Below are 20,308 nucleotides of genomic sequence, written 5' to 3'. Positions count from 1 at the left end.
CAGGGTACGCGCGCATCCGCGGGTCAGGCCCTCTCGCGGTACAGGGGGATGTCGATCGGCGGCTGCGGGATGAACCCGCCGTGCTTGTCCATCTCCTCGTAAAGGTAGTCGTGCGATGCCTGCATCTTGCGGAGGGCATCGTCCACGTCCACGTGCACGAGCCGGCCCCCGCGCTTGACGATCCGCCCGTCGATCAGCACGGTGTCGACGTTGCCCGCGTTGGCCTGCGAGATGATCGCGCCGCCGGGCTCGCGGCGGTTCCAGCCGGCGGTGCTGATGCCGCGCATGTCGAGCAGCACGATGTCGGCACGCTTGCCCGGAGTGAGCGAGCCCGCGACATCCCCGACGCCCGCGGCCTTCGCGCCGTTGATCGTGAGCCACTTCAGCGCGTCGGAGGTCTTCCATTTCATGACCTGCGGCGCGACCATCCGCTGATAGCCGGGCTCGTCGTCGCGCCAGCGGGTGGCCTGCAGCACGAGGCGGCCGTGCGAGATCATGTCGTGGCTGTCGCCGCTGACGCAGTCGATGCCGAGGCTCGGCCCTGGCGTGTACTCGGTGACCTCGCGGATGGCCGGGAAGCCCATCCCCATCTGCATCTCGGTCTCGGCGCAGACCGAGACCATGGTGCCGGTGTCGCGCAGCAGCTCCCACTCGTGCTCGGTGTTGAAGGTGCAGTGCACCAGCAGCAGGTCGTCGCCGAGCAGGCCGTGCGCGTGCAGCTGCTCGACGTCCTGGAAGAGCTGGCGCACGATCACCTGATTGGCGTGCTGGGTGATCCGGGCGCCGAGCTCCCGCGCGAGGGCGAACTCGCGGACCACCTCGGCCGGTGGGGTGATGGCGAACTCCTGGGGCGCCATCCCGAAGCGCAGCGGCTGCCTCTCGCTGCGGAAGTAGGTGTCGCGGATCTCGCGGGCCAGCGACGCGCGCGTCTCGTAGTCGGCCGGGTCGCCCTCCGCGGCCGAGCCGCCCTTGCTCTCGGCCCAGGTGTTGCTCTTGATCGGCGTCATCCCGTGCCCGTACAGGCCGCGCACCCCGGCGTCGAGCAGTCCGCGCACGGCGGAGTGCGCGTGATCCGGCGTCAGGATGTTGTGGCAGTAGTCGACGATCGACGTCACGCCGTTGTTGATCGCGTCGAGTGCGCCGAGATAGTTGCCGATGTACATGTCCTCCGGGCGCATCCGCTCGGCGAGTTGCAGCCGGATGCCGCGCAGGTAGTCGGGGATGTTGCCGTCCGCCAGGATCCCGCGCACCGGCGTCTGCCAGGTGTGCAGGTGGGTGTCGACCATGCCGGGCATCGCGATCATGCCCGAGGCGTCGATGCGCTCGGCCTCCGCCTGCAGCTCGGGGGCGATCGCGACGATCTCGCCGTCGTCGATCAGGATGTTCGCCCGCTCGAAGTCGCCGAGGCGCGGGTCGACCGTGACGACCGCCGCATTCTCGATCAGGATCCTGCTCATCGGACCGTCGCCCCCACGAGCAGCTCGACGTTCTCGGGCTTGGCCTCGAGCTCGCCCGCCTCGATGCGGTGCGCGATCGCGACCGTCAACGCGTTGGCCGGGGCAGCGCCGCCGAGCCTCTTCTGCTCGTCCACGACCAGCCCGTTGACCTCGTCGACCTCGCTGTGCCGGCGCTTGTCCCAGTCCTGCAGCACGGTCGTGCGGGTGTCGGGCAGCGAGAAGTCGCCGAGCACGGCGTCGAGCAGCTGCACGACGAAGCGGTCGGGGTCGGTCAGGTCCATGCCGTCGAGGCCGAAGATCGGCACCATGCGGTTTCCGGTCGCGACCGCGGTGTGCACCGCCTCGCGGCAGGCCTCGAGCATGAACTCGTGCATCCCCGGCACCCGCACGGCTTCGGCCAGGGGAAGGTTGAGGATCGCGGACGGCACCAGCTCGCCGGCGTTGACCACCAGCTTCATCCACTTCGATGACCGGATGTCGTCGGTCACCTCGACCCGCCCGGCGTGTCGCAGCACCTCGGCCACCTCCTCGGCACGCCCCTGCGCGGTGGCGTCGTAGCCGCCCAGGGCGAACCACGACCTCTCGATGGCGGTCTGCCGGTTGACGACGCCCGGCTCGTACATGTTCGACGCCATCTCGATGACGCTGCCGATCGTGCGATGCGGTCCGACCACATCGGCGACGACGTCGATGGTCATGCCGTTCTGCAACCCGATGACCAGACCGTCGTCGGCGAGGTAGGGCTTGATCAGCTCGACGGACCATCGGGTGTCGTAGGCCTTGACGAGCGTGAAGACCATGTCGAACTTCTCGCGCAGGGTCGCGACCTCGCACAGGTGCATCGTCCGCACCGGGGTGACGACGCTCTCGTCGGGGAAGTTCACCCGGATGCCGTTGGCCCGCATCGCCTCGACGTGCGCGGGCCATTGCTCGATGAAGGTCACGTCCAGACCGGCGCGGGTCAGATCCGCTCCGATGCCGGCGCCTTGCGCCCCGCTCCCCAGCACTGCGATGCGTGCGCTCATGTTCCCCTGCTCCCGTCGGACGACGTCGGCGCTCGAGCGCCGACACTGGCGTGTATAGCCACACTTTACAGTGTGGAACGGGAAGAAGGAAGGGGATCGTTCAGTCTGGCTTATCATGGGGGACGACCAGGAGGATGCCATCGCCGTCGAGATCGGGGCCCGACTGCTCCAGGCCCGCCGGGAGCGCGGTCTGAGCGTGCGCGGTCTGGCCGCCGAAGTCGGGGTCTCGGGCGCGCTGATCTCGCAGATCGAGACGGGCAGGACCCAACCCTCGGTCAGCACCCTCTACGCCCTGGTCGAGCACCTCGGTGTCTCGCTCGACTGGCTCGTCGGCCTCGACGACGTCGACCGCCGAGCGACGCCCCCCGCAGCCCTGGAGGCCGACCAGCCGGTGACCCCGGCGGGCGAGCACCCCGTGCTGCGAATCGCCAACGGGGTCAGCTGGGAGGTCGCCATCTCACGCGTCCACGGTTCGGTGGATGCCGTGCTCGTCAGCTACGAACCCGGCGCCTCGAGCTCCGAGACCGACGACGGCACCGTGCACACCGGCCACGAGCATGCCGTGCTGATCGACGGGGAACTCACGCTCGTTCTCGACGGAGTGCGTCACGCCGTGCGCGCGGGCGATTCGCTCTCGTTCGATTCCAGCCGCCCGCACCGGTACATCAACGAGGGGACGGTCCCGGCCCGCGGCGTCTGGCTGTCGAGCGGTGAGGACTATCCGGGCTGACGGTGCGGGCGCTTCGGGCGGTTCGGGCGGTTCGGTTCCTGCGATTCAGTGCCGGCGGCTGTGCACGAACCAGAGGCCCTCGAAGGTCGTGGTCCCCACGTTCTTGTGCACGTGCGGGATCGTCGAGTCGAAGCCGAGCGACTCGCCCTCCCGCAGGGTGAACACCTCGTTGCCCACGGTCACCTCGACGACTCCCTGGAGCACGTAGCCGTACTCGTAGCCTTCGTGGCTGACCAGATCGCCCCCCGCCGTGGAGGTCGCCCCGGGGGCGTAGACGATCTTCATGAAGTTGACCCCGTGCTCGGGCGTCGCCGCGAGCCGCTCCCAGACGACACCCTCGGCCATGTCGAGGTGGGGACGATGCGACGGGTGCACGACCGATACCCGGTTCGCGTACTCCGATGGATGCCAGGCGTTGGTCGGGTTCTTGTCGCCGTCCGGGCCCCAACCCTCGACGAGCGGCTCGGCGGGCGGCGCGTCGTCGAACAGCTCGTCGATCGAGATGCCCAGCAGACGCGAGAAGGTGTACAGCGTGGCCACCGACGGCTGCGACTTGCCGTTCTCGATCTGCGAGACGAACGAGGGTGAGACATCCGCCTGACGCGCCAGCTCACGCAGAGTCAGGCCCGCCTTCTGGCGTACGTCCTTCAGGCGGGTGCCCAAGTTGTCCATGAGTTCCTCTGCGTCCTCGGTCATCGCGACTGCTTGCCCCGCGACAGCCGAGCACACCCCGTCGAGTCACACTTCACGCCCGGTCCGCCCGTGCAGTGGATGTGGACAATATACCCGGGCGCTCGGCACGACACGGTCAGCCCATGGTCGGGTCGAAGAGCACCTTGCCCTCGAGACGACCGGTCGCGAGCCGCTCGAGCTGGTCCGCGATGTCGGCCAGCGGATGCACGGAGTCGAGAAGCTCGTCGGCCAGACCGCCGCTCGCGAGCAGCTGGAGGGCCGGCCCGAGATCCTCCGAGAAGACGTGGGCGTTGGTGGTGCGCAGGGTCACCTCGCGCAGCACGATCGCCGGGAGGTCCACCTCGGGAGCATGCGCGGGCAGCCCGAGCTGCAGGATCGACCCGCCGGCGCGCACCATCCGGATCGCATTGGCCAGCTGGCCCGGCGCCCCGCTCGCCTCGATGACCACGTCGGCACCGCGCGGGTGCACGGCCGCGAGCACGTCCGCCACGACGTCGTCGCCCGCCGGGATGATCCGGGTCGCGCCGAGCCGGAGGGCGCGATCCAGCTTGGGGCCGGCGAAGTCGACGACCGTCACCTCGATGTCGCCGAACGAGAGCAGGGCCGCGAGCACGAAGGTGCCGATCGCTCCCGCGCTGATCAGCACGACCCGGTCGCCGGGCTGGGCGGTGGAGCGACGAGCCGCATGGAACCCGACCGCGAGCGGCTGGGAGAGTCCCGCCGCATCGAGCGACATGCCCGCGGGGATGGGAGCCAGCATCTTCTCGGGCGCCGCGACGTACTCCGCCATCCCTCCGTCGACGTTGAGGCCGAAGGTGGTGTAGCTCCAGCACAGGTTGGTACGCCCCTCGAGGCAGCGCGGGCATTCGCCGCACCAGACCCCCGCGCCGGCCGCGACCCGATCGCCGACGGCGAAGGGGCTCTGCGGGCCGACCTCGACGACCTCGCCGATGAACTCGTGCCCCAGGATCAGGGGGCCCACGTGTCCGGTCAGCGGATGCGGCGTCCCGTCCACGGGGAAGAGGTGCGGTCCGGACCGCCACTCGGTGGCATCCGTTCCGCAGATGCCGCTGCGCAGCACCCGGATCAGCGCCTCGCCCTGCCCGCGCGTCGGCATCGGGCGCTCCTCGATGCGCACATCGTGGTGTCCGTAGTAGACCGCTGCCTTCATGTCGCCACCCCCGCCCGGCGCCTAGGCGCCGGGCTCGCCCCGGCCGGCCGGGGTGTTGAGGTGCGACTGCGAACTGCGGAGGTCGGGAAGCGGTCCGTTGACCGTGTAGAAGCGCTGACCGGCGATGAGCAGATCCTCGGCCGGGAACTTCGTCACGACCTCGCAGCCGGTCGCCGTCACGACCATCTCCTCTTCGATGCGCGCCGCCCCGATCCCGTCAGCCGAGGGCCAGTAGGTCTCGAGGGCGAAGAACATGCCCTCCTTGAGCTCCTCGGGATGATCCAGCGACACCAGCCGCGAGAAGATCGGCTTCTCCCAGATCGACAGCCCCACGCCGTGGCCGTACTGCAGGGCGAACGCGGCCTCCTCGTCCGGGAACCCGAACTCCTGCGCCTTCGGCCACACGCTCACGATGTCGGCCGTCGTCGCGCCCGGCTTCACCAGTGCGATCGCGCGATCCATGTACTCGCGTGCACGCTTGTAGGCATCGTTCTGCGCCGGACTCGCCGAGCCGACCGCGAAGGTGCGGTAGTAGCAGGTGCGGTAGCCGTTGTAGCTGTGCAGGATGTCGAAGAAGGCCGGGTCGCCGGGACGGATGATCCGGTCCGAGTACACATGGGGGTGCGGCGAGCAGCGCTCCCCCGAGATCGCGTTGACACCCTCCACGTACTCCGAGCCCAGGTCGTACAGCGTCTTCGAGACCAGGCCGACGGCCTCGTTCTCGCGCACTCCCGGGCGCAGGAACTCGTAGAGCTTGTCGTAGGCCGCATCGACCATGGACGCCGCCTCGGTGAGCAGGCTGATCTCATCCTGGGTCTTGATGGCGCGCGCGGTCAGGAACAGCTGCTGGCCGTCGACGACCTGGATGCCCTCCCGCTGCAGAGCGAACAGCACCGGCGGCTCGATCACGTCGACGCCCAGCGGCTGGTCGGCGACCCCGAACTTCTCGAGCTCGCGCTTGATCTTCTTCGCGACGTCCTCGGCGATGCCCGCGTTCGGGTTGAACGCGCCGCGCAGCGTCGAGATGCCGGCGCGCGCGCCCGATTCCAGACGCGGTCGCACGGCACCGTGGTGCGGGGCGTGCGGGTCGGCGTCCATCTCGGCGGTCGTGGTGTTCAGCCAGGGGTTGTGCAGCGCGTGATGCTTCGCGGCCGACCCGAAGTCCCACACGATCGGGTCGGTGTTGCGCGTCAACAGCGAGAAGCGGATCAGCTTGTCGATCGCCCAGGTGCCGATGTGCGTCGCCGACATGTAGCGGATGTTCGCGAAATCGAACGCGAGCACCGCCCCCAGGTCCGAGCGTTCGAGCTCTGCCTTCAGGCGTGCCAGTCGCTCGGCTCGCAGGCGATCGAAGTCGATGCGCTGTTCCCAGTCGACGGCATTGGTTCCGGTGGTGGCGGTGCTGATCATGAGGTCCTCCTCGTGAAGTTCTGCTGTTGGTTCGTGAGAGCGGGGTGCCGGGTCGTCATGGTGCGGCCTCGGCGACCGCCCCGCTCGGGGGCGCGGTCGGCGGCGCGATCAGCCGCCGGGTGCGCACGAATCGGGCGACCAGCGGGATCACCGCCGCGACCAGCACGAAGGCGCCCTGCACCCAGTACTGCCACGACAGGCTGAGCGAGAGGAAGGTCAACGCACTCGTGATGGTCTCGAGCAGCAGCCCGGCGGCCGCGACCGCGATCGCCGAGCCCGAGCCGCCGAAGATGCTGGCGCCGGCGATCACGATGGCGGTGACGGAGGTGAGCGTGAGGGTCTGGCCCGTGTTCGCGTCGCCGATGCCGGTCGTGGTGTACAACGCGAAGCCCGCGACCGCAGCCAGGCCGCCCGCCGCGACGCTCGCGAACATGCGCATCGCGCGCACGCTCACTCCCATCCGATTCGCCTTCACCGGATCCGAGCCCGCGGCCCGCAGTCCACGCCCGAGGCGCGTGCGGCCGATGATCAGCCAGAGCACGACCGCGATCAGGATCGCCGCGACGAGGATCAGGGGCACCCCGGCGACCGTGGTGCCGATCAGGGTCATGATCTCGTCGGTCGCGGTCTCGCTCGGCTGCGGTCGCAGAACCTGCGCGAGGCCGAGCACCGCGATCGAGGTGACGAGGGTCGCGATGACGGGTGGGATGTTCAGGCGCGTCGCCAGCAGGCCGTTGACGACCCCGACGACGAGGCCCGCCACGATCGAGAGCGCGACTCCCGCCACGAACAGCACGATGCTGCCGTGGGCGAAGAAGGAGGTGATCACCCCGGCGAGCGCGACCACGGAGCCGATGCTCAAGTCGATGCCGCCGGTCATCACGACGAGAAGCTGCGCGAGCCCGACCACGACCAGGGTGCCCGCGGTGGCGAGGGTCTGAGAGATGTTGAGCGGGTTGAGGAAGGCGGGGGCGACGAGGGTCGTCACGGCCCCGAGCACGAGGATGAGGCCGACGAGCACTCCCGCCTGGCCCTCCCCTCGCCACCAGCTCCGGCGCGCGCCCGAGGGGACCGCGCTCACGACCGGCGCGCTCTCGTGCTCGCGCTGCGAAAGCACGGCGGTGCCCGTGATGGCGCGCTCGGTGACCTGATCACCGTCGAGGGTCACCATGACGCGGCCGCGAGAGAAGACCAGCACGCTGTCGCACAGGCCCTCGAGCTCCACGGCGTCGGTCGAGAGCACGACGACGGCGACACCCGACTCGGCCATTCGGCGCAGGAAGGCGTAGATCTCGACCCGCGCTCCCGCATCCACGCCCTGGGTGGGGTCCTCGACGAGGAGCACCTTCGGGTCGCCGAGGCGGGCGCGGGCGAGCAGCACTTTCTGCTGGCTGCCGCCGGAGAGCGAGGTGACCGGCGTCTCGAGGGTCGGGGTCTTGACGGCGAGACCTGCGATGGCCTCGCGGGTGAGCCGGTACTCGCGCGGGCGGTCCAAGAAGCCGGCGGGCATCGCGAGATCGATCGAGGGCGCCACGATGTTCTCGCGGACCGACATCTTGCCGAACATGGCCTCGCCGATGCGATCCCCCGGCAGGTAGGCGATGCCCAGCTGGGATCCGGCCTTGGCGCTGCGCCGGGCGAGCGGCGTGCCGTTCACGCGGACCGTTCCCGCCATCGGACCCTTGCCGGAGAGAGCGCGGAGCAGCTCGCGCTGCCCGTTGCCCTCGACGCCGGCGAGGCCGACGATGCGGCCGGGGGCCACCGTGAACGAGACCGACCGGAATCCCGGGCCGGTCGCGTCGACGACCTCGAGCGCCGGCTGCACCCCGGGCTCGCTGCTCGACTTGTCGGGGAAGGTGGTCTCGAGGGAGCGCCCGACGATCAGCTCGACGATCTGGTCCTCCGAGAAGTCGGCGACCTTGCCGCGGCCGACGACCTTGCCGTCGCGAAGCACCGTGAGATCGCTCGCGATCTCGACCACCTCGGGGATCCGGTGGGTGATGTAGACGATGCCGACGTTCTTCGCGAGCAGCTCGTCGATCCGCTCGAACAACCAGCGCGTCTCGTCGTTGCCGAGCGCCTCGGTCGGCTCGTCGAGCACCAGCACCGACGGCTCGGACGCGAGCGCAGCGGCGATCTCGATCAGATGCGCCTCGCGCAGCGACAGCGAGCCCACCTGCGCGTTGGGGTCGATCGTGAGCCCGAGGCTCTCGAAGTGCGCCGACAGCCAGGCCGCGGCGCCGCGGCGCTTCGGCCGCCGCGACTCGGGAAGCAGCAGCAGCACGGAGTCGACGACCGAGAGAGAGGGGGCGAGCGCCGGGGTCTGGTAGACGATCGCCAGACCCTTCTCGCGGGCCTCGCGCGGTTGGATCCGCGCGACCTGCTCGCCGGCGAGGCCGATCGTGCCGGAATCCGGCACGACCGACCCCGCGGCGATCCCGACCAGCGTCGACTTGCCCGCGCCGTTCTCACCGAGGATCGCGTGCACACGCCCGCGCTCCACAGTGACACTCACGCTGTCGAGCGCCCGCACGCCCGGGTAGGTCTTGGTGATCTCGGTGAGCACCAAGCCGGGGGTCGAACTGGTCGGGGTTGCCATCAGCCGAAGATCTTCTTGAACTCGGCGTTGGTGAGCAGCGACGACGGCGATGCGTCGGTCGGCGCGTCCTTCAGGCATGCCGCGGACGGCGTCTTGGTGTCGGCGGTCTTACCCGTCGAGTCCTCGACCAGTCCCAGGTTGAACTGCGACGGCTCGCTGTCGCTCTTGCCGTAGAACGCGGCAAGGGCCTTGCGCAGCGCGACGCGACCGATCCAGGTGCGCGACGAGTTGGTCGCGAGCTCATAGCCGGGGTTGGTGGCCTTGAGCGCGTCGAACCCGCAGCTGAGCGAGTTGTCGTCGGTCGACGTCAGCAGGGGCAGGGTGACCCCGGCCGCCTGGTAGGCGCGGATGACGCCGTTGGCGACGGCGCCGTAGTCCGCGATGACCGCGTCGATCTTCGGGTACTGGCTGAGCAGTCCGGCCATCGCCTGCTGCGCCTGCGCCGGGTCCCAGTTGGTGGTGACCGGCTCCGGGGTCAGGAGCTTGATCTGCGGGTTCTTGGCGAGCACCTTCTGGATGCCGATGAACTCCTGCGCTGAGACAGCGGCGCCCGCGGGCCCGCCGAGGAACACGACGTTGCCGCCCTTCGAGCCGAGCGTGTCGACGACCCACTGCGCCCAGGCCTGTCCGCTGTAGGACGGGATCTGGTCGGCGTAGTCGAGGTAGTCGGTTCCGGCCTTGCCGGTCGGGTCGGAGGCGAACGGCACCACGATGGTGCCCGCCTTGCTGGCCTTGCGGATCGAGGCGAGCTGCGCCTGTCCGGGGCCGGCGTCCGGGATCACGAGCAGGATGTTGCTGCCCTTGGCCGCCGAACCCGTGATCGCGGCGTTGGTCGCGGCGAGGTCACCGCGGCCCGCCGTGTACGACACGCTCGTGATCGACTTGCACTTGGCCGCTTCCGAGTCGATCTCGGCCTTGACGGTCTTCGACCACGAGTTGGTGCCGTAGCCGTCGACCACCGTCACCGAGACCGGGCCCGAACCGCAGACCTTGTCGATGCTGCTGAAGTCCGCTTCGGTGCCGACCTTGCCGGCCGAGATGTCGGCGTGCAGGGTGTCCTTCTTGCCGCCGGATGCCGACCCGTTGGTCGACGAACACCCGGCGAGAACCAGGGCGCCCGCGACCACGGCTGCGACCGCGGCGATTCGCAGCGACCGCGCGTTTGCGATGCTTTTCACTTTCCTTCTCCTCTTTGAGATGACTTGGTGGATGGGGTGGAGCTTCTCCGGACGAGGCCCTTGAGCTTCGCCGTCGAACCGCCCAACTGGAGCTGGGCGACGATCCCGACGCCGATGATGAGCGCCTGGACGATGTTCTGCATGGCTGTGGACTGTGTGAAGGTCTGCACGAGCTGGCTGAGTTGGGCGAGGAACAGGGCGCCGAGCGCTGTTCCGGCGATGCTGCCACGGCCTCCGGTGAGGGCAGTGCCCCCGAGGACGACGGCCGCGATCGAGGGGAGCAGGTAGGCATCCCCCGAGGTCAGAGTCGGAATGCGCAGCAGGCCCGCGAGCAGCACGCCGGCTCCGGCCGCGAGCAGGGACGAGAGCCAGTAGGCGGCGATCGTGTAGCGCTTCGGCGAGATGCCGATGAACTCGGCCGCACGCCAGTTCTCGCCCACGAGCTCGAAGCGCCGTCCGACCCGGGTGAGCTTCAGCACCAGCTGAGCGACGACCGCAATGGCGAGGGCGATCAGCGCCAGCACCGGCAGTCCCACCCAGCGACTGAGCGCCAGCCCGCTGAGTCCGGGCGGCGCCTGGGAGCTGAAGCCACCGGAGACCGCCTGCACGGCGCCGATCATCAGGGCGTTGATGGCGATCGTGACGACGAGCGGCGGCAGCCCGAAGACCGCGACCGTGACGCCGCTCAGGATGCCGAACAGCGAGGTCGCGAGAATGGCGATCAGGATCGTCGCGACAAGACCGATTCGACCGTCGGATCCGAGCTTGGCCGCGATCACCGCACCGAGCGTCACGGCACCGGCGACCGACAGGTCGAGGCCGCCCTGCTGGATCACGAGCGTCTGCCCGATCGCGACCACCGCGATCAGCGCCGCGAACGGCAGCATCGAGATGATGGCGGTGCTGCTGACGCTTCCCAGCGAGAAGAGCGGGCTGACCGCGAACAGCACGATCACGGCGATCAGAGCCCGGGTGCCGGGCCACGACAGCACGACCGCGGGAAGGCGGCGGCGGTTGATCGGCTCGGTCTTGACGGGCGCCGTGGCGTTGTCGACGGTCATCAGGCGGTGAGGTCGGGGTGCCAGCCGCCGCCGAGGCTCGCGCCTGGCATGGCTGACATGACGTGGTCCCGGGCGGCGACCGCGAGCGACTTGACCCGGTCGTAGTCGACTCCGACCAGCTGGCCGTCCTTCTTGACCCGCTTGCCGGCCACGAAGACATCGCGCACCAGACCCGGGTGGGCCGCGTAGACCACGGCGCCGAAGGGGTTGTTCATGGGGGTGATGGCGAGCGAGCGGTCATCCAGGGCGACCAGATCCGCCGCCTTGCCGACCTCGACCGAGCCCGTGACATCGCCAAGGCCCGCGGCGTTGGCACCGTCGATGGTCGCGAAGCGCACGACCTCGGCGCAGCTGAGCCCGATGCGCTCGATGACCTCGCCCGTCTCGACCGCCGGGGCGTTGTCGAGCGCGCGCTGCATGCCGATCGCGGTGCGCATCGTGCCGAACATGTCGCCGCCGTTGCTGCTGCACACGTCGATCGAGAAGGTGGGGCGGATGCCGTGCTCGAGCAGTCGCCCGGTGGCCGGGAATCCGTGCCCCATTTGCATCTCCACGTCGGGCGACACCGAGGCGCTGCCCCCGGAGGCGGCGATGATGTCGAGCTCCTCGTCGGACAGCGTGTCGCAGTGCACGTAGGTGATGCGGTCCGAGAGCAGACCGTCGTCGCGCAGCTTCAGGATCGGCCCGCTCTTGCCCCAGTACCCGTCGCCGACGTGCACGGTGATGCGCAGGTCGAGGTCCTTGGCCAGAGCGAAGTCGTGCCGGTTCACCTCGGGGGTGGTGAACTGCGGGCCGCGCAGCGCCATCGCCATCGTGACGAGCCCGGTGTTGTCGGAGAAGTACTGCTCGCGGATCCGACGCGCGTCCTCGGGGTGGTTGTTGGGCGACGGCAGCGGGGCGCCCCACTGCTTGTTGCCACCGCCGTGGGCGAAGACCGCGCGCATCCCGGTGTCCTGCAGGGCCTTGATCGCGGCATCCGCGTGCTCGGGGGTCGCCAGGTTGTGCGACCAGTCGACCAGCGTGGTGATCCCGGAGTCGAGCGCCTCGAGGGCACCGAGGTAGTTGCCCGCGTAGGTGTCTTCGGGGCGGTAGTACTTCGAGAGCCCCGTGTGCAGCCCGGCGAGGTACTCGGTCAGCGACCAGTCCGAGGCGATGTCGCGCACGACCGACTGCCAGGTGTGGCGGTGGGTGTCGACGAAGCCCGGCATCACGATCCGGCCGGTGAAGTCGAGGATCTCGGCATCGCCGGCGGGCAGCTCGCGCCCGATGACGACGATCTTGCCATCCTCGATGAGGATGTCGGTGTCGGTCAGCACTTCGCCTGCCGAGGCCGCCGTGATCACGGTGGCCTTGCGGATGAGAGTTCGCTCGCTCATGGTCGGTCCTCGTCGACTGCTCGTGCGCACGGGAAGCAGTCGGGCCGCTTCATCGCGCTGGGTGTACTCGCCCGATATTAGAAGCGATGGCCAACTGTTGTCAAGTGCTACTTACCACTTTGTTTACGATTACTGAACAGAGCTCAGTGCCCGGCCAGCCAGTCGCCCGTGACGCTCAGCGCGTCGGAGCTGAGCTGTGCCGCCTGTCGGCTCGCGACCATGGTCGACAGCCACTCGCGCTGCACGCGCTGATGCGCCTCACCGTCGAGGTAGGCGTCCAGCCCGGCTGGATCGTCGACGAGCGCGAGCACGCCGAAGTCGGCACCCGCGGGGCGCAGCCGCAGATTCTCGCCGCAGAGATAGAACCGCAGTTGCGGCACCTCGCGCGCCATCTCGTAGAGGGCGGCCGTCACGCCGGCCACCTGTTCCGGCGAGGTGCCGTCCTTCCACACGAAGGACGCGAGGTGCACGATCACGACGCGGAATCCTCCTGGTACGTGTACGGGTTCTCGATCTCCTCGGTCGGGTCGAGCGGCGGGTGCATCCCCTCTTCCCAGTCCTTCTCACCGAGCTGCGAACGCACGTACTCGACCGAGCGGGCCACCGTGTCGCGCACGGGAGCGAGATCGAGGCCGATCCGCGCGCCCTCGTACTTCACGACGCGGCCGTTGACGACGACCGTGTTGATGTCGGCGGTTCCCGCCTGGTAGACCACGTGCGCCGTCGGGTTGAGGATCGGCGTCATGGCCGGCGACTGGTCGTTCTTGATCAACAGCAGGTCGGCCTTCTTGCCGGGGGTGATCGAGCCGATCTTGTCCTCCATGCCGAGCGACTTCGCGCCGCCCATGGTGGCCATCCAGATGACGTCCTCGGCACGCAGCTTGTTGACCGCGATGGTGTCGCCCTTGGCGTGCGCCTCCAGGTGGTCGCGTGAACGATCCGCGCTGAGGGTCGCGCGCATGGCCGAGAAGTAGTCGGCGCTCCACCACACGCTGGTGTCCATCGAGAGCGAGGCCGGGATGCCGTACTTGCGCAGCTCCCAGGTCGAGGGGTAGCCCTGGCCCGCGCTCTGCTCGCTCTCGGTCGAGACCGAGACCGTTCCACCGGTCGCTGCGATCTTCTGGTAGCTGTCGGGCGACAGCGTGGCGGCGTGCACATAGGTGATCTGGTCGGTCATGACGCCGGCCTTGTACATGTTGTGGAGACCGACATCGGTCGTCGCACCCCAGACGCCGGCGTGAGTCGTCACCCGGATGCCGTTGTCGCGGGCGTACTCGAAGGCGGCCCGCTCGGGGAAGTCCTCCGAGTCGGGCACGTCGAAGGCGATCTCGAGGCCGAGCATGTCGCTCGTCGGGAACTTGCCGATCCAGGAGCGGAACTCGGGCGTGGCCGTCCACTCCCACGGGGCTCCGAGGTAGTTGCCGTAGCCCAGCACGAAGCGGCCGGGGATCTCGCCGAAGGCCTGGAGGGCGGCATCCGCGTACTCCGGCGTGCGCAGGGCGTGCGACCAGTCGAGCGTCGTGGTGACGCCGGTGTCGACCGACTCGAGGGCGCTGAGCAGGTTGCCGGCGTAGATGTCCTCCGGGCGGAAGACCTGGCCGTGCTGCAGGTAGTAGAAGACGAAGTACTGGCTGAGCGCCCAGTCGCCGCCGTAGCCGCGCAGGGCCGTCTGCCACATGTGGCGGTGGGTGTCGACCATGCCCGGCATCAGGATGCCGCCGCTCGCGTCGATCTCGAGGGTCCCCTCGGGCACCGCGAGGCGCTGGCCCACCGCGGTGATCGTGTCGTCCGTGATCAGCACGTCGGCGTCGAGCAGCACCCCGGGGGTGTCGACGGTGATGACGATCCCGTTGCGGAAGACGACAGGGCGTCCCGGAACGAACTCTTCGGGCCGCGGGGCGGGTGTGGGCACGGATCCTCCTCGTTGAGAATTTCACTGGCACTGTACATTAGTGACCACGAGTGGTCGTTTCGTCAAGGGGTTGTTCTCTTAGACTTCACAACGATTCGCTCTGCGAGCGCTGAGAGCCTCGCCGACACGACGAAGTGGAGCACCATGCCTGGCAGCAGAATCGCCGTTCTCGGCGCCGGAGCGAACGGGGCGTCGATCGGCGCCGACCTGACGGCCGCGGGCCTCGACGTCACCCTGATCGAGCAGTGGCCCGCGCACGTGGAGGCGATGCGGGCCAACGGCATCCGGATCGAGATGGCCGACGGCGTGCTCGAGACCCCCGTCAAGACGATGCACCTGTGCGAGGTCGCGACCCTCCGCCGCCCCTTCGACGTGGTCCTCCTGCTCATGAAGGCTTACGACTCGCGCTGGGCCGCCCAGCTGATCGAGCCGTACCTGGCCGACGACGGGCTGCTCGTGGGCGTGCAGAACGGCATGACGGTCGACACGATCACCGAGGTCGTCGGCGCGCACCGCACCCTGGGCTGCGTCATCGAGATCTCGTCGACGATGGAGGATCCCGGCATCGTGCGGCGGCACTCCGGGCCCGATCGCTCCTGGTTCGCGGTCGGCAGCCTGAGCGAGGCCACGGCGGGCCGCGAGGAGCAGATCGCCGGCCTGCTGCGACACTCCGGCACCGTCGCGGTGGTCGACGACATCCGCGCCACCAAGTGGATGAAGCTGGTCAGCAACGCGAGCGTGCTCGTGACGACCGCGAACCTGGGGCTGTCGATGTCCGAGGCGATCGAACTGCCCGGAATGCGCGAGCTCATGGTCGCATCCGGAACCGAGGCCCTGCGCGCCGGCCGGGCTCAGGGGTTCCCCGTGCTGCCGATCTTCGGTCTGACGCCGGAGGACGTCGCGAACTCCGACACCGTCGTCGATACGCTGCTCGACGCGCTCTACCGGGGCTTCGTCACGCCGAACACGACCACGACCGTGCTGCAGGACTGGTCGAAGTCCCGTCACAGCGAGGTCGACGACCTCAACGGGGAGGTCGTGGCCAGGAGCGCGGCGGCGGGGCTCCCGGCGCCCGTCAACGCCGCCGTCGTCGAGGTCGCCCACCGCATCGAGCGCGGCGAGCTCGACGCCACGCCGTCGAACCTCGCCCTCATGCAGGAGCTCGCCGGGCTCAGGTGAGCCGCCAGCCCCGATCGAGGTGGATGTTCTCACCCGAGATACCGCGGTTGTTCAGCAGGAACTGCACGGCATCCACGATGTCGGCCATGGTGGCGAGCGCGCCGCCCGGCGTGCGGGACTCGTACCCGGCGATCGCCGCGGGCTTGGCCGCCCAGAACGGGCTGTCGCCGATGATGCCGGGGTGCAGGGCGTTGACCCGGATCGGCGCCAGCTCGAGGGCGAGGGTGCGGGTGAGCCCCTCGACGCCGCCGTTGATCGTCGACACGGTCGTCGAGCCGGGGTACGGCATGTCCTTGGCGCGTCCCCCGAAGAGCACGATGCCGGTGTCGACACTGGGGTCGAGCCGGTCGAGCAGCGAGTGCACGACGGTCGGGTAGCCGACCAGCTTCAGCACCGTGAGACGCGTGGCGCGATCGATCGCGTAATCGCGGATGGTGTTCGCGTCGCGTTCGATCGCGGCCAGCACGAGACCGTTGACCGCCCCGATGCCCGCGAGACTGTCGGCGATCGAGTCCGGCTCGGAGATGTCGAGCGCGACCCCCGTCGCCGAGTCCCCGATTGATGCCGCGATCTCACGGGTGCGCTCGGCATCCCGCCCGGTGATGACGACTCGATCGCCACGGGCGACCACGTCCTTGGCGAGTTCGAGACCGATGCCGGAGGTGCCTCCGACGACGACGATGGTGCGTGGGCTCATGGGGATGCGGGTCCTCTCCGACGGTACCGGGGAGGAGCCGCCGAGACCGACGGCCTCGAAGGTCACACTGCACACCGGTGTTCAGCGTTACTTAACCGGAGTAAAGCAGGCGCAGGCGGGAAGTGTCAAGGCGCGAGCGACCCGAGGCCCGAGACGGACCTCGGCGCAGGCGTCGCGGCGGAGGCCGGAAACGGCCTCCGCTTAGAGTTCCAGCGCGCGCAGCTTCGAGATCTCGTAGAGCGCCACGCTCACCGCGATGCCCGCGTTGAGCGACTCGGTCGATGCCTCGATCGGGATCGAGACGACCGCGTCGCAGGTCTCGGTGACGAGGCGCGACAGCCCCTTGCCCTCGTTGCCCACGACGAGCACGAGCGGCTGCGACGCCAGGGCGAGACCGGGCAGCGTGACGCTTCCGCCTCCGTCGAGGCCGATGACGAAGACGCCGCGCGCCTTCAGGTCCTTGAGCGTGTTGGTGAGGTTGCCGGCCATCGCGACCGGAACGCGCGCCGCAGCGCCCGCCGAGGTCTTCCAGGCCGATGCGGTCATCCCGACGGTGCGACGCTGCGGCACGATGATGCCCTGCGCGCCGAAGGCGCCGGCCGAGCGCACGATCGCCCCGAGATTGCGCGGGTCGGTGATCCCGTCGAGTGCCACGAAGAGCGGGGTGCCACCCTCGGCGAGCACCTTGTCGAGCAGTTCGAGCGGATGCGCGTACTCGTAAGCCGGGACCTTCAGGGCGATGCCCTGGTGCACGGCGTCGGGCCCGCTCAGGCGGTCGAGTTCCGGCCGCATCACCTCGAGCACGTTGAGGCCGCGCTTGGTGGCGAGCGAGAGTGCCTCCTTGACCCGGTCATCCATCTCGATGCGCGAGGCGATGTACAGCGTGGTCGCGGGGATCTTCGCGCGCAGCGCCTCGACCACCGAGTTGCGGCCGGTGACGATCTCGCTGTCGTCGGTCTTGGGGCGCTGCGGCCGACGCGGAGCGCCCGAGCCGCCGGCACCGGTGCGCCCGCCGCTCTTCATGCTGCTGCCGCCGTGCCGCTCGCGCGCGGCCTCGAGCCGATCGTTCGCGGCCTTGCGCTTGCCCGCGACGTGCCAGCTGCGGTCCTCGGCCTTCGGGGTCGGCCCCTTGCCCTCCAGCGCACGCCGGTTGTGGCCGCCGGTGCCCACCGAGGGACCCTTCTTCTTGGGCTTGCCCGCGCCGGGGCGGCCTGGCTTCGTCATGCGATGCTCCAATGTGTCGCGCCGCTGGCATCTTCGAGCACGATGCCCGCAGCGGTCAGTTCATCGCGGATGCGGTCGGCCGCCGCGAAATCCTTGCCCGACCGGGCACGGGCCCGGTCGTCGATCAGCCGCTCCACGAGGGCGGAGAGGGCCGCGCTCGCGGCGCCGTCCGTGGGAGCCGCCCACTCGGCGGAATGCGGGTTGACGCCGAGCACCTCGGTCATCGCGATCACGGCCTCGCGCAACTGCGCCGCCGTCGTGAGGTCGTTCTCGTCGAGGGCCGCGTTGCCGGCCCGCACCGTGTCGTGCAGCACGCCGATCGCCTGGGGCACGCCGAGGTCGTCGTCCATGGCCGCGGCGAACGCCTCGGGGAACTGCCCGGGAAGCGCGCCCGCGGTCATTCCGAGTTCCAGCGCCCGCGCCGCGCGGTCGAGGAAGGTCTCGATGCGCGTGAACGCGGCATCGGCCTCGGCGAGCGCACCGTGGTGGTAGTCGATCGTCGAGCGGTAGTGCGCGCTGGCGAGGTAGTAGCGCACCACGACCGGGCGAGCGAGGCCGAGCAGCTCGGAGGCGTAGACCGAGTTGCCGAGGGACTTCGACATCTTCTGCCCCTCGACGTTCACCAGGCCGTTGTGCACCCAGTAGCTCGCGAAGGCGTCGCCCGCGGCCGACGACTGGGCGAGCTCGTTCTCGTGGTGCGGAAAGCGCAGGTCGAGTCCCCCGCCATGGATGTCGAAGGCCGCTCCGAGGTAGCGCTTCGACATCGCCGAGCACTCGATGTGCCATCCGGGCCGCCCGGCTCCCCACGACGACGCCCAGGATGCGGACTCCGGTTCGCCCGGTTTGGCGCCCTTCCAGAGCGCGAAGTCGCGCGGATCGCGCTTGCCGCGCGTGTCGGCATCCGGCGAGTCCGACATGTCATCGAGCTTCTGGTTCGTGAGCTCGCCGTAGCTCGGCCAGGTCTTCACGTCGAAGTAGACGTCGCCCGAGCCGTCATCGGCCACGTAGGCGTGCCCGCGCTCGATGAGCTTCTCGATGAGCTCCAGCATCTGGGGGACGCTGCCGGTCGCCCGCGGTTCGTACGTCGGCGGCAGGATCCCGATGGCCGAGTAGCCGGCCGTGAACTCGAGCTCGACGCGGTAGGCGAGCGCCCACCACGGTTCCGTGCCAGTCCGGGGCGCCGCCGGCTCCGCCGTGCCGCCGGCGTTGGCCAGGATCTTGTCGTCGATGTCGGTGACGTTGCGCACGAAGGTCACGTCATAGCCGCGCGCGCTGAGCCAGCGCCGCCAGAGGTCGTAGGCGAGCGCACTGCGCAGATGCCCGATGTGCGGCGAGGACTGCACCGTCGGCCCGCACACGTACATCCCGACCCGGCCCGGGTCGAGCGGCTCGAACTCGCGCAGCGACTGCGTGCGGGAATCGTAGAGGCGGACGGTCACTGGGAGAGTTTAGCGATCAGGGCCGTCGCAAGGGCGCTCACGCCCTCACCCCGACCGGTGAATCCGAGGCCGTCCGAGGTCGTGGCGGCGACGCTGACCGGCGCACCGACGATCTCGCCGAGCTTCGACTCGATCTCGCCGCGGCGGCCGGCGAGCTTGGGCCGATTGCCCACGAGCTGCACGGCGACGTTGACGACCGAGAACCCGGACCCGACCACGAGCGCGAGCGTCTCGCGCAAGAACACTTCGCTCGCGGCGCCCGCGAACCGCGGCTCGTCGCTGCCGAATCGCGCGCCCATGTCGCCGAGTCCCGCGGCCGACAACAGGGCGTCGCAGATCGCGTGGATGACGGCGTCCCCATCGCTGTGCCCGTCCAGCCCGGCTTCATCGGGCCAGTACAGCCCCCCGAGCCAGAGCGGTCGGCCATCGTCGTAGGCGTGCACATCGAGGCCGACCCCGGTGCGGAATCCGCTGGAGACGCCGAGGAGGTTCTCGGCCCGGTGCAGGTCCCACGGGGTGGTGATCTTGAAACCCCGCGCCTCGCCCTCGACGACGGCCACCGGATGCCCCGCGGCGCTGAACAGGGCGGCGTCGTCGGTGTAGTCATGGTCGGCCGACGCGTAGGCGGCGACCAGCGCGGCGCGCGGAAAGCCCTGCGGGGTCTGCACGTGCACGAGGTCCTGGCGATCGACGGTGTCGGCCACGAACTCCCGCGCGTCGATGCGCTTGATGGTGTCGGTGACCGGCAGGGCCGGCACGACGCCGGTGCTCGGGGTCACGGCCCGCATCACACGATCGATCAGCGCGCCCGAGGTGAGCGCTCGGGCGGCGTCGTGCACGAGCACGACCTCGACCTCGGGTGCGAGGGCCGCCAGCCCGGCCGCGACCGACGCCTGCCGGGTCCCGCCCCCGACCACGACCGTCACGCTCCCGGATGCCGCCCCCGCCGCGTGCTCAGCCAGATGCCGCGCCGCCGCGAGCCGGGTCTCGGGCGCGACGACGATCACCTGCGCCGGCTCGGACGCATCGAAGACGCCGCGCAGCGCGCGCTCGAGAATCGTGATGCCGCGCAGTTCGACGAAGGCCTTGGGCTCCGAGTGCCCGAGCCGCGACCCACTCCCGGCAGCGACGACGATGACAGCGACCCGAAACCCCAT

17 protein-coding genes are annotated in these 20,308 nt (G+C 69.6%); 2 read left to right on the top strand and 15 right to left on the bottom strand.

The genetic code is table 11. The features are described 5' to 3' along the window. Window positions 1-23: 23 nt before the first annotated feature. Both ACFPJ4_RS13015 and ACFPJ4_RS13010 read right to left on the bottom strand, forming a co-directional pair. On the bottom strand, window positions 24-1,457 hold the full coding sequence (locus ACFPJ4_RS13015; protein WP_386740875.1) for an amidohydrolase family protein: 1,434 nt from the start codon (window positions 1,455-1,457) through the stop codon (window positions 24-26). Continuing rightward, window positions 1,454-2,482 (bottom strand): ketopantoate reductase family protein, encoded by a 1,029-nt coding sequence (locus tag ACFPJ4_RS13010; protein WP_386740874.1) that lies wholly within the window; start codon window positions 2,480-2,482, stop codon window positions 1,454-1,456. The genes ACFPJ4_RS13015 and ACFPJ4_RS13010 overlap by 4 nt, the downstream gene beginning before the upstream one ends. Window positions 2,483-2,597: 115 nt before the next feature. On the opposite strand from ACFPJ4_RS13010, the gene ACFPJ4_RS13005 reads away from it, so the two are divergent. Beyond that, window positions 2,598-3,212, top strand: a complete 615-nt coding sequence (locus ACFPJ4_RS13005; RefSeq protein ID WP_386740873.1) for a helix-turn-helix domain-containing protein — start codon at window positions 2,598-2,600, stop codon at window positions 3,210-3,212. Window positions 3,213-3,257: 45 nt separating this feature from the next. On the opposite strand, the gene ACFPJ4_RS13000 is transcribed toward ACFPJ4_RS13005, so the two are convergent. From ACFPJ4_RS13000 to ACFPJ4_RS12960, 9 genes are all read right to left on the bottom strand, one after another. Continuing rightward, window positions 3,258-3,908, bottom strand: coding sequence for a helix-turn-helix domain-containing protein (locus ACFPJ4_RS13000; RefSeq protein WP_386740872.1), 651 nt, complete (start codon window positions 3,906-3,908; stop codon window positions 3,258-3,260). A 112-nt stretch (window positions 3,909-4,020) separates the two neighbouring features. Beyond that, window positions 4,021-5,076 carry a zinc-dependent alcohol dehydrogenase gene (locus ACFPJ4_RS12995; RefSeq protein WP_386740871.1) on the bottom strand — a complete coding sequence of 352 codons (1,056 nt, stop codon included), beginning with the start codon at window positions 5,074-5,076 and terminating at the stop codon, window positions 4,021-4,023. Window positions 5,077-5,097: 21 nt separating this feature from the next. Continuing rightward, window positions 5,098-6,486 (bottom strand): M24 family metallopeptidase, encoded by a 1,389-nt coding sequence (locus ACFPJ4_RS12990; RefSeq protein WP_386740870.1) that lies wholly within the window; start codon window positions 6,484-6,486, stop codon window positions 5,098-5,100. Window positions 6,487-6,541: 55 nt separating this feature from the next. Next, window positions 6,542-9,085, bottom strand: coding sequence for an ATP-binding cassette domain-containing protein (locus ACFPJ4_RS12985; RefSeq protein ID WP_386740869.1), 2,544 nt, complete (start codon window positions 9,083-9,085; stop codon window positions 6,542-6,544). Further along, complete coding sequence (locus ACFPJ4_RS12980; protein WP_386740868.1) at window positions 9,085-10,263, bottom strand: substrate-binding domain-containing protein; 1,179 nt, start codon at window positions 10,261-10,263, stop codon at window positions 9,085-9,087. Before ACFPJ4_RS12980 ends, ACFPJ4_RS12985 begins: the two co-directional genes overlap by 1 nt. After that, complete coding sequence (locus tag ACFPJ4_RS12975; protein WP_386740867.1) at window positions 10,260-11,324, bottom strand: ABC transporter permease; 1,065 nt, start codon at window positions 11,322-11,324, stop codon at window positions 10,260-10,262. Before ACFPJ4_RS12975 ends, ACFPJ4_RS12980 begins: the two co-directional genes overlap by 4 nt. Next, window positions 11,324-12,700, bottom strand: coding sequence for an amidohydrolase family protein (locus ACFPJ4_RS12970; protein ID WP_386740866.1), 1,377 nt, complete (start codon window positions 12,698-12,700; stop codon window positions 11,324-11,326). The genes ACFPJ4_RS12975 and ACFPJ4_RS12970 overlap by 1 nt, the downstream gene beginning before the upstream one ends. Window positions 12,701-12,843: 143 nt before the next feature. Then, entirely contained in the window at window positions 12,844-13,176 is a 333-nt protein-coding gene (locus tag ACFPJ4_RS12965; RefSeq protein ID WP_386740865.1) for a Dabb family protein, read from the bottom strand. Then, complete coding sequence (locus ACFPJ4_RS12960; protein ID WP_386740864.1) at window positions 13,173-14,612, bottom strand: amidohydrolase family protein; 1,440 nt, start codon at window positions 14,610-14,612, stop codon at window positions 13,173-13,175. The genes ACFPJ4_RS12965 and ACFPJ4_RS12960 overlap by 4 nt, the downstream gene beginning before the upstream one ends. Before the next feature lie 144 nt (window positions 14,613-14,756). Between ACFPJ4_RS12960 and ACFPJ4_RS12955 the strand changes: the two genes are divergently transcribed. Further along, complete coding sequence (locus tag ACFPJ4_RS12955) at window positions 14,757-15,791, top strand: ketopantoate reductase family protein (RefSeq protein WP_386740863.1); 1,035 nt, start codon at window positions 14,757-14,759, stop codon at window positions 15,789-15,791. On the opposite strand, the gene ACFPJ4_RS12950 is transcribed toward ACFPJ4_RS12955, so the two are convergent. The 4 genes from ACFPJ4_RS12950 to ispD form a co-directional block, all read right to left on the bottom strand. After that, on the bottom strand, window positions 15,784-16,488 hold the full coding sequence (locus tag ACFPJ4_RS12950; protein WP_386740862.1) for an SDR family oxidoreductase: 705 nt from the start codon (window positions 16,486-16,488) through the stop codon (window positions 15,784-15,786). The two genes, ACFPJ4_RS12955 and ACFPJ4_RS12950, sit on opposite strands and share 8 nt — an antisense overlap. Before the next feature lie 201 nt (window positions 16,489-16,689). Beyond that, complete coding sequence (gene rlmB, locus ACFPJ4_RS12945; RefSeq protein ID WP_386740861.1) at window positions 16,690-17,712, bottom strand: 23S rRNA (guanosine(2251)-2'-O)-methyltransferase RlmB; 1,023 nt, start codon at window positions 17,710-17,712, stop codon at window positions 16,690-16,692. Next, window positions 17,709-19,151: a cysteine--tRNA ligase gene (gene cysS, locus ACFPJ4_RS12940; protein WP_386740860.1), complete on the bottom strand. Its 1,443-nt coding sequence runs from the start codon at window positions 19,149-19,151 to the stop codon at window positions 17,709-17,711. The genes rlmB and cysS overlap by 4 nt, the downstream gene beginning before the upstream one ends. After that, window positions 19,148-20,308 carry a 2-C-methyl-D-erythritol 4-phosphate cytidylyltransferase gene (gene ispD, locus ACFPJ4_RS12935; RefSeq protein WP_386740859.1) on the bottom strand — a complete coding sequence of 387 codons (1,161 nt, stop codon included), beginning with the start codon at window positions 20,306-20,308 and terminating at the stop codon, window positions 19,148-19,150. The genes cysS and ispD overlap by 4 nt, the downstream gene beginning before the upstream one ends.

This window comes from Lysinimonas soli (assembly GCF_042655435.1).
Taxonomy (GTDB): Bacteria; Actinomycetota; Actinomycetes; order Actinomycetales; family Microbacteriaceae; genus Lysinimonas; species Lysinimonas soli.
Note: the sequence above shows the minus strand (reverse complement) of the source record. Positions and strands in the feature narration are given on the sequence as shown.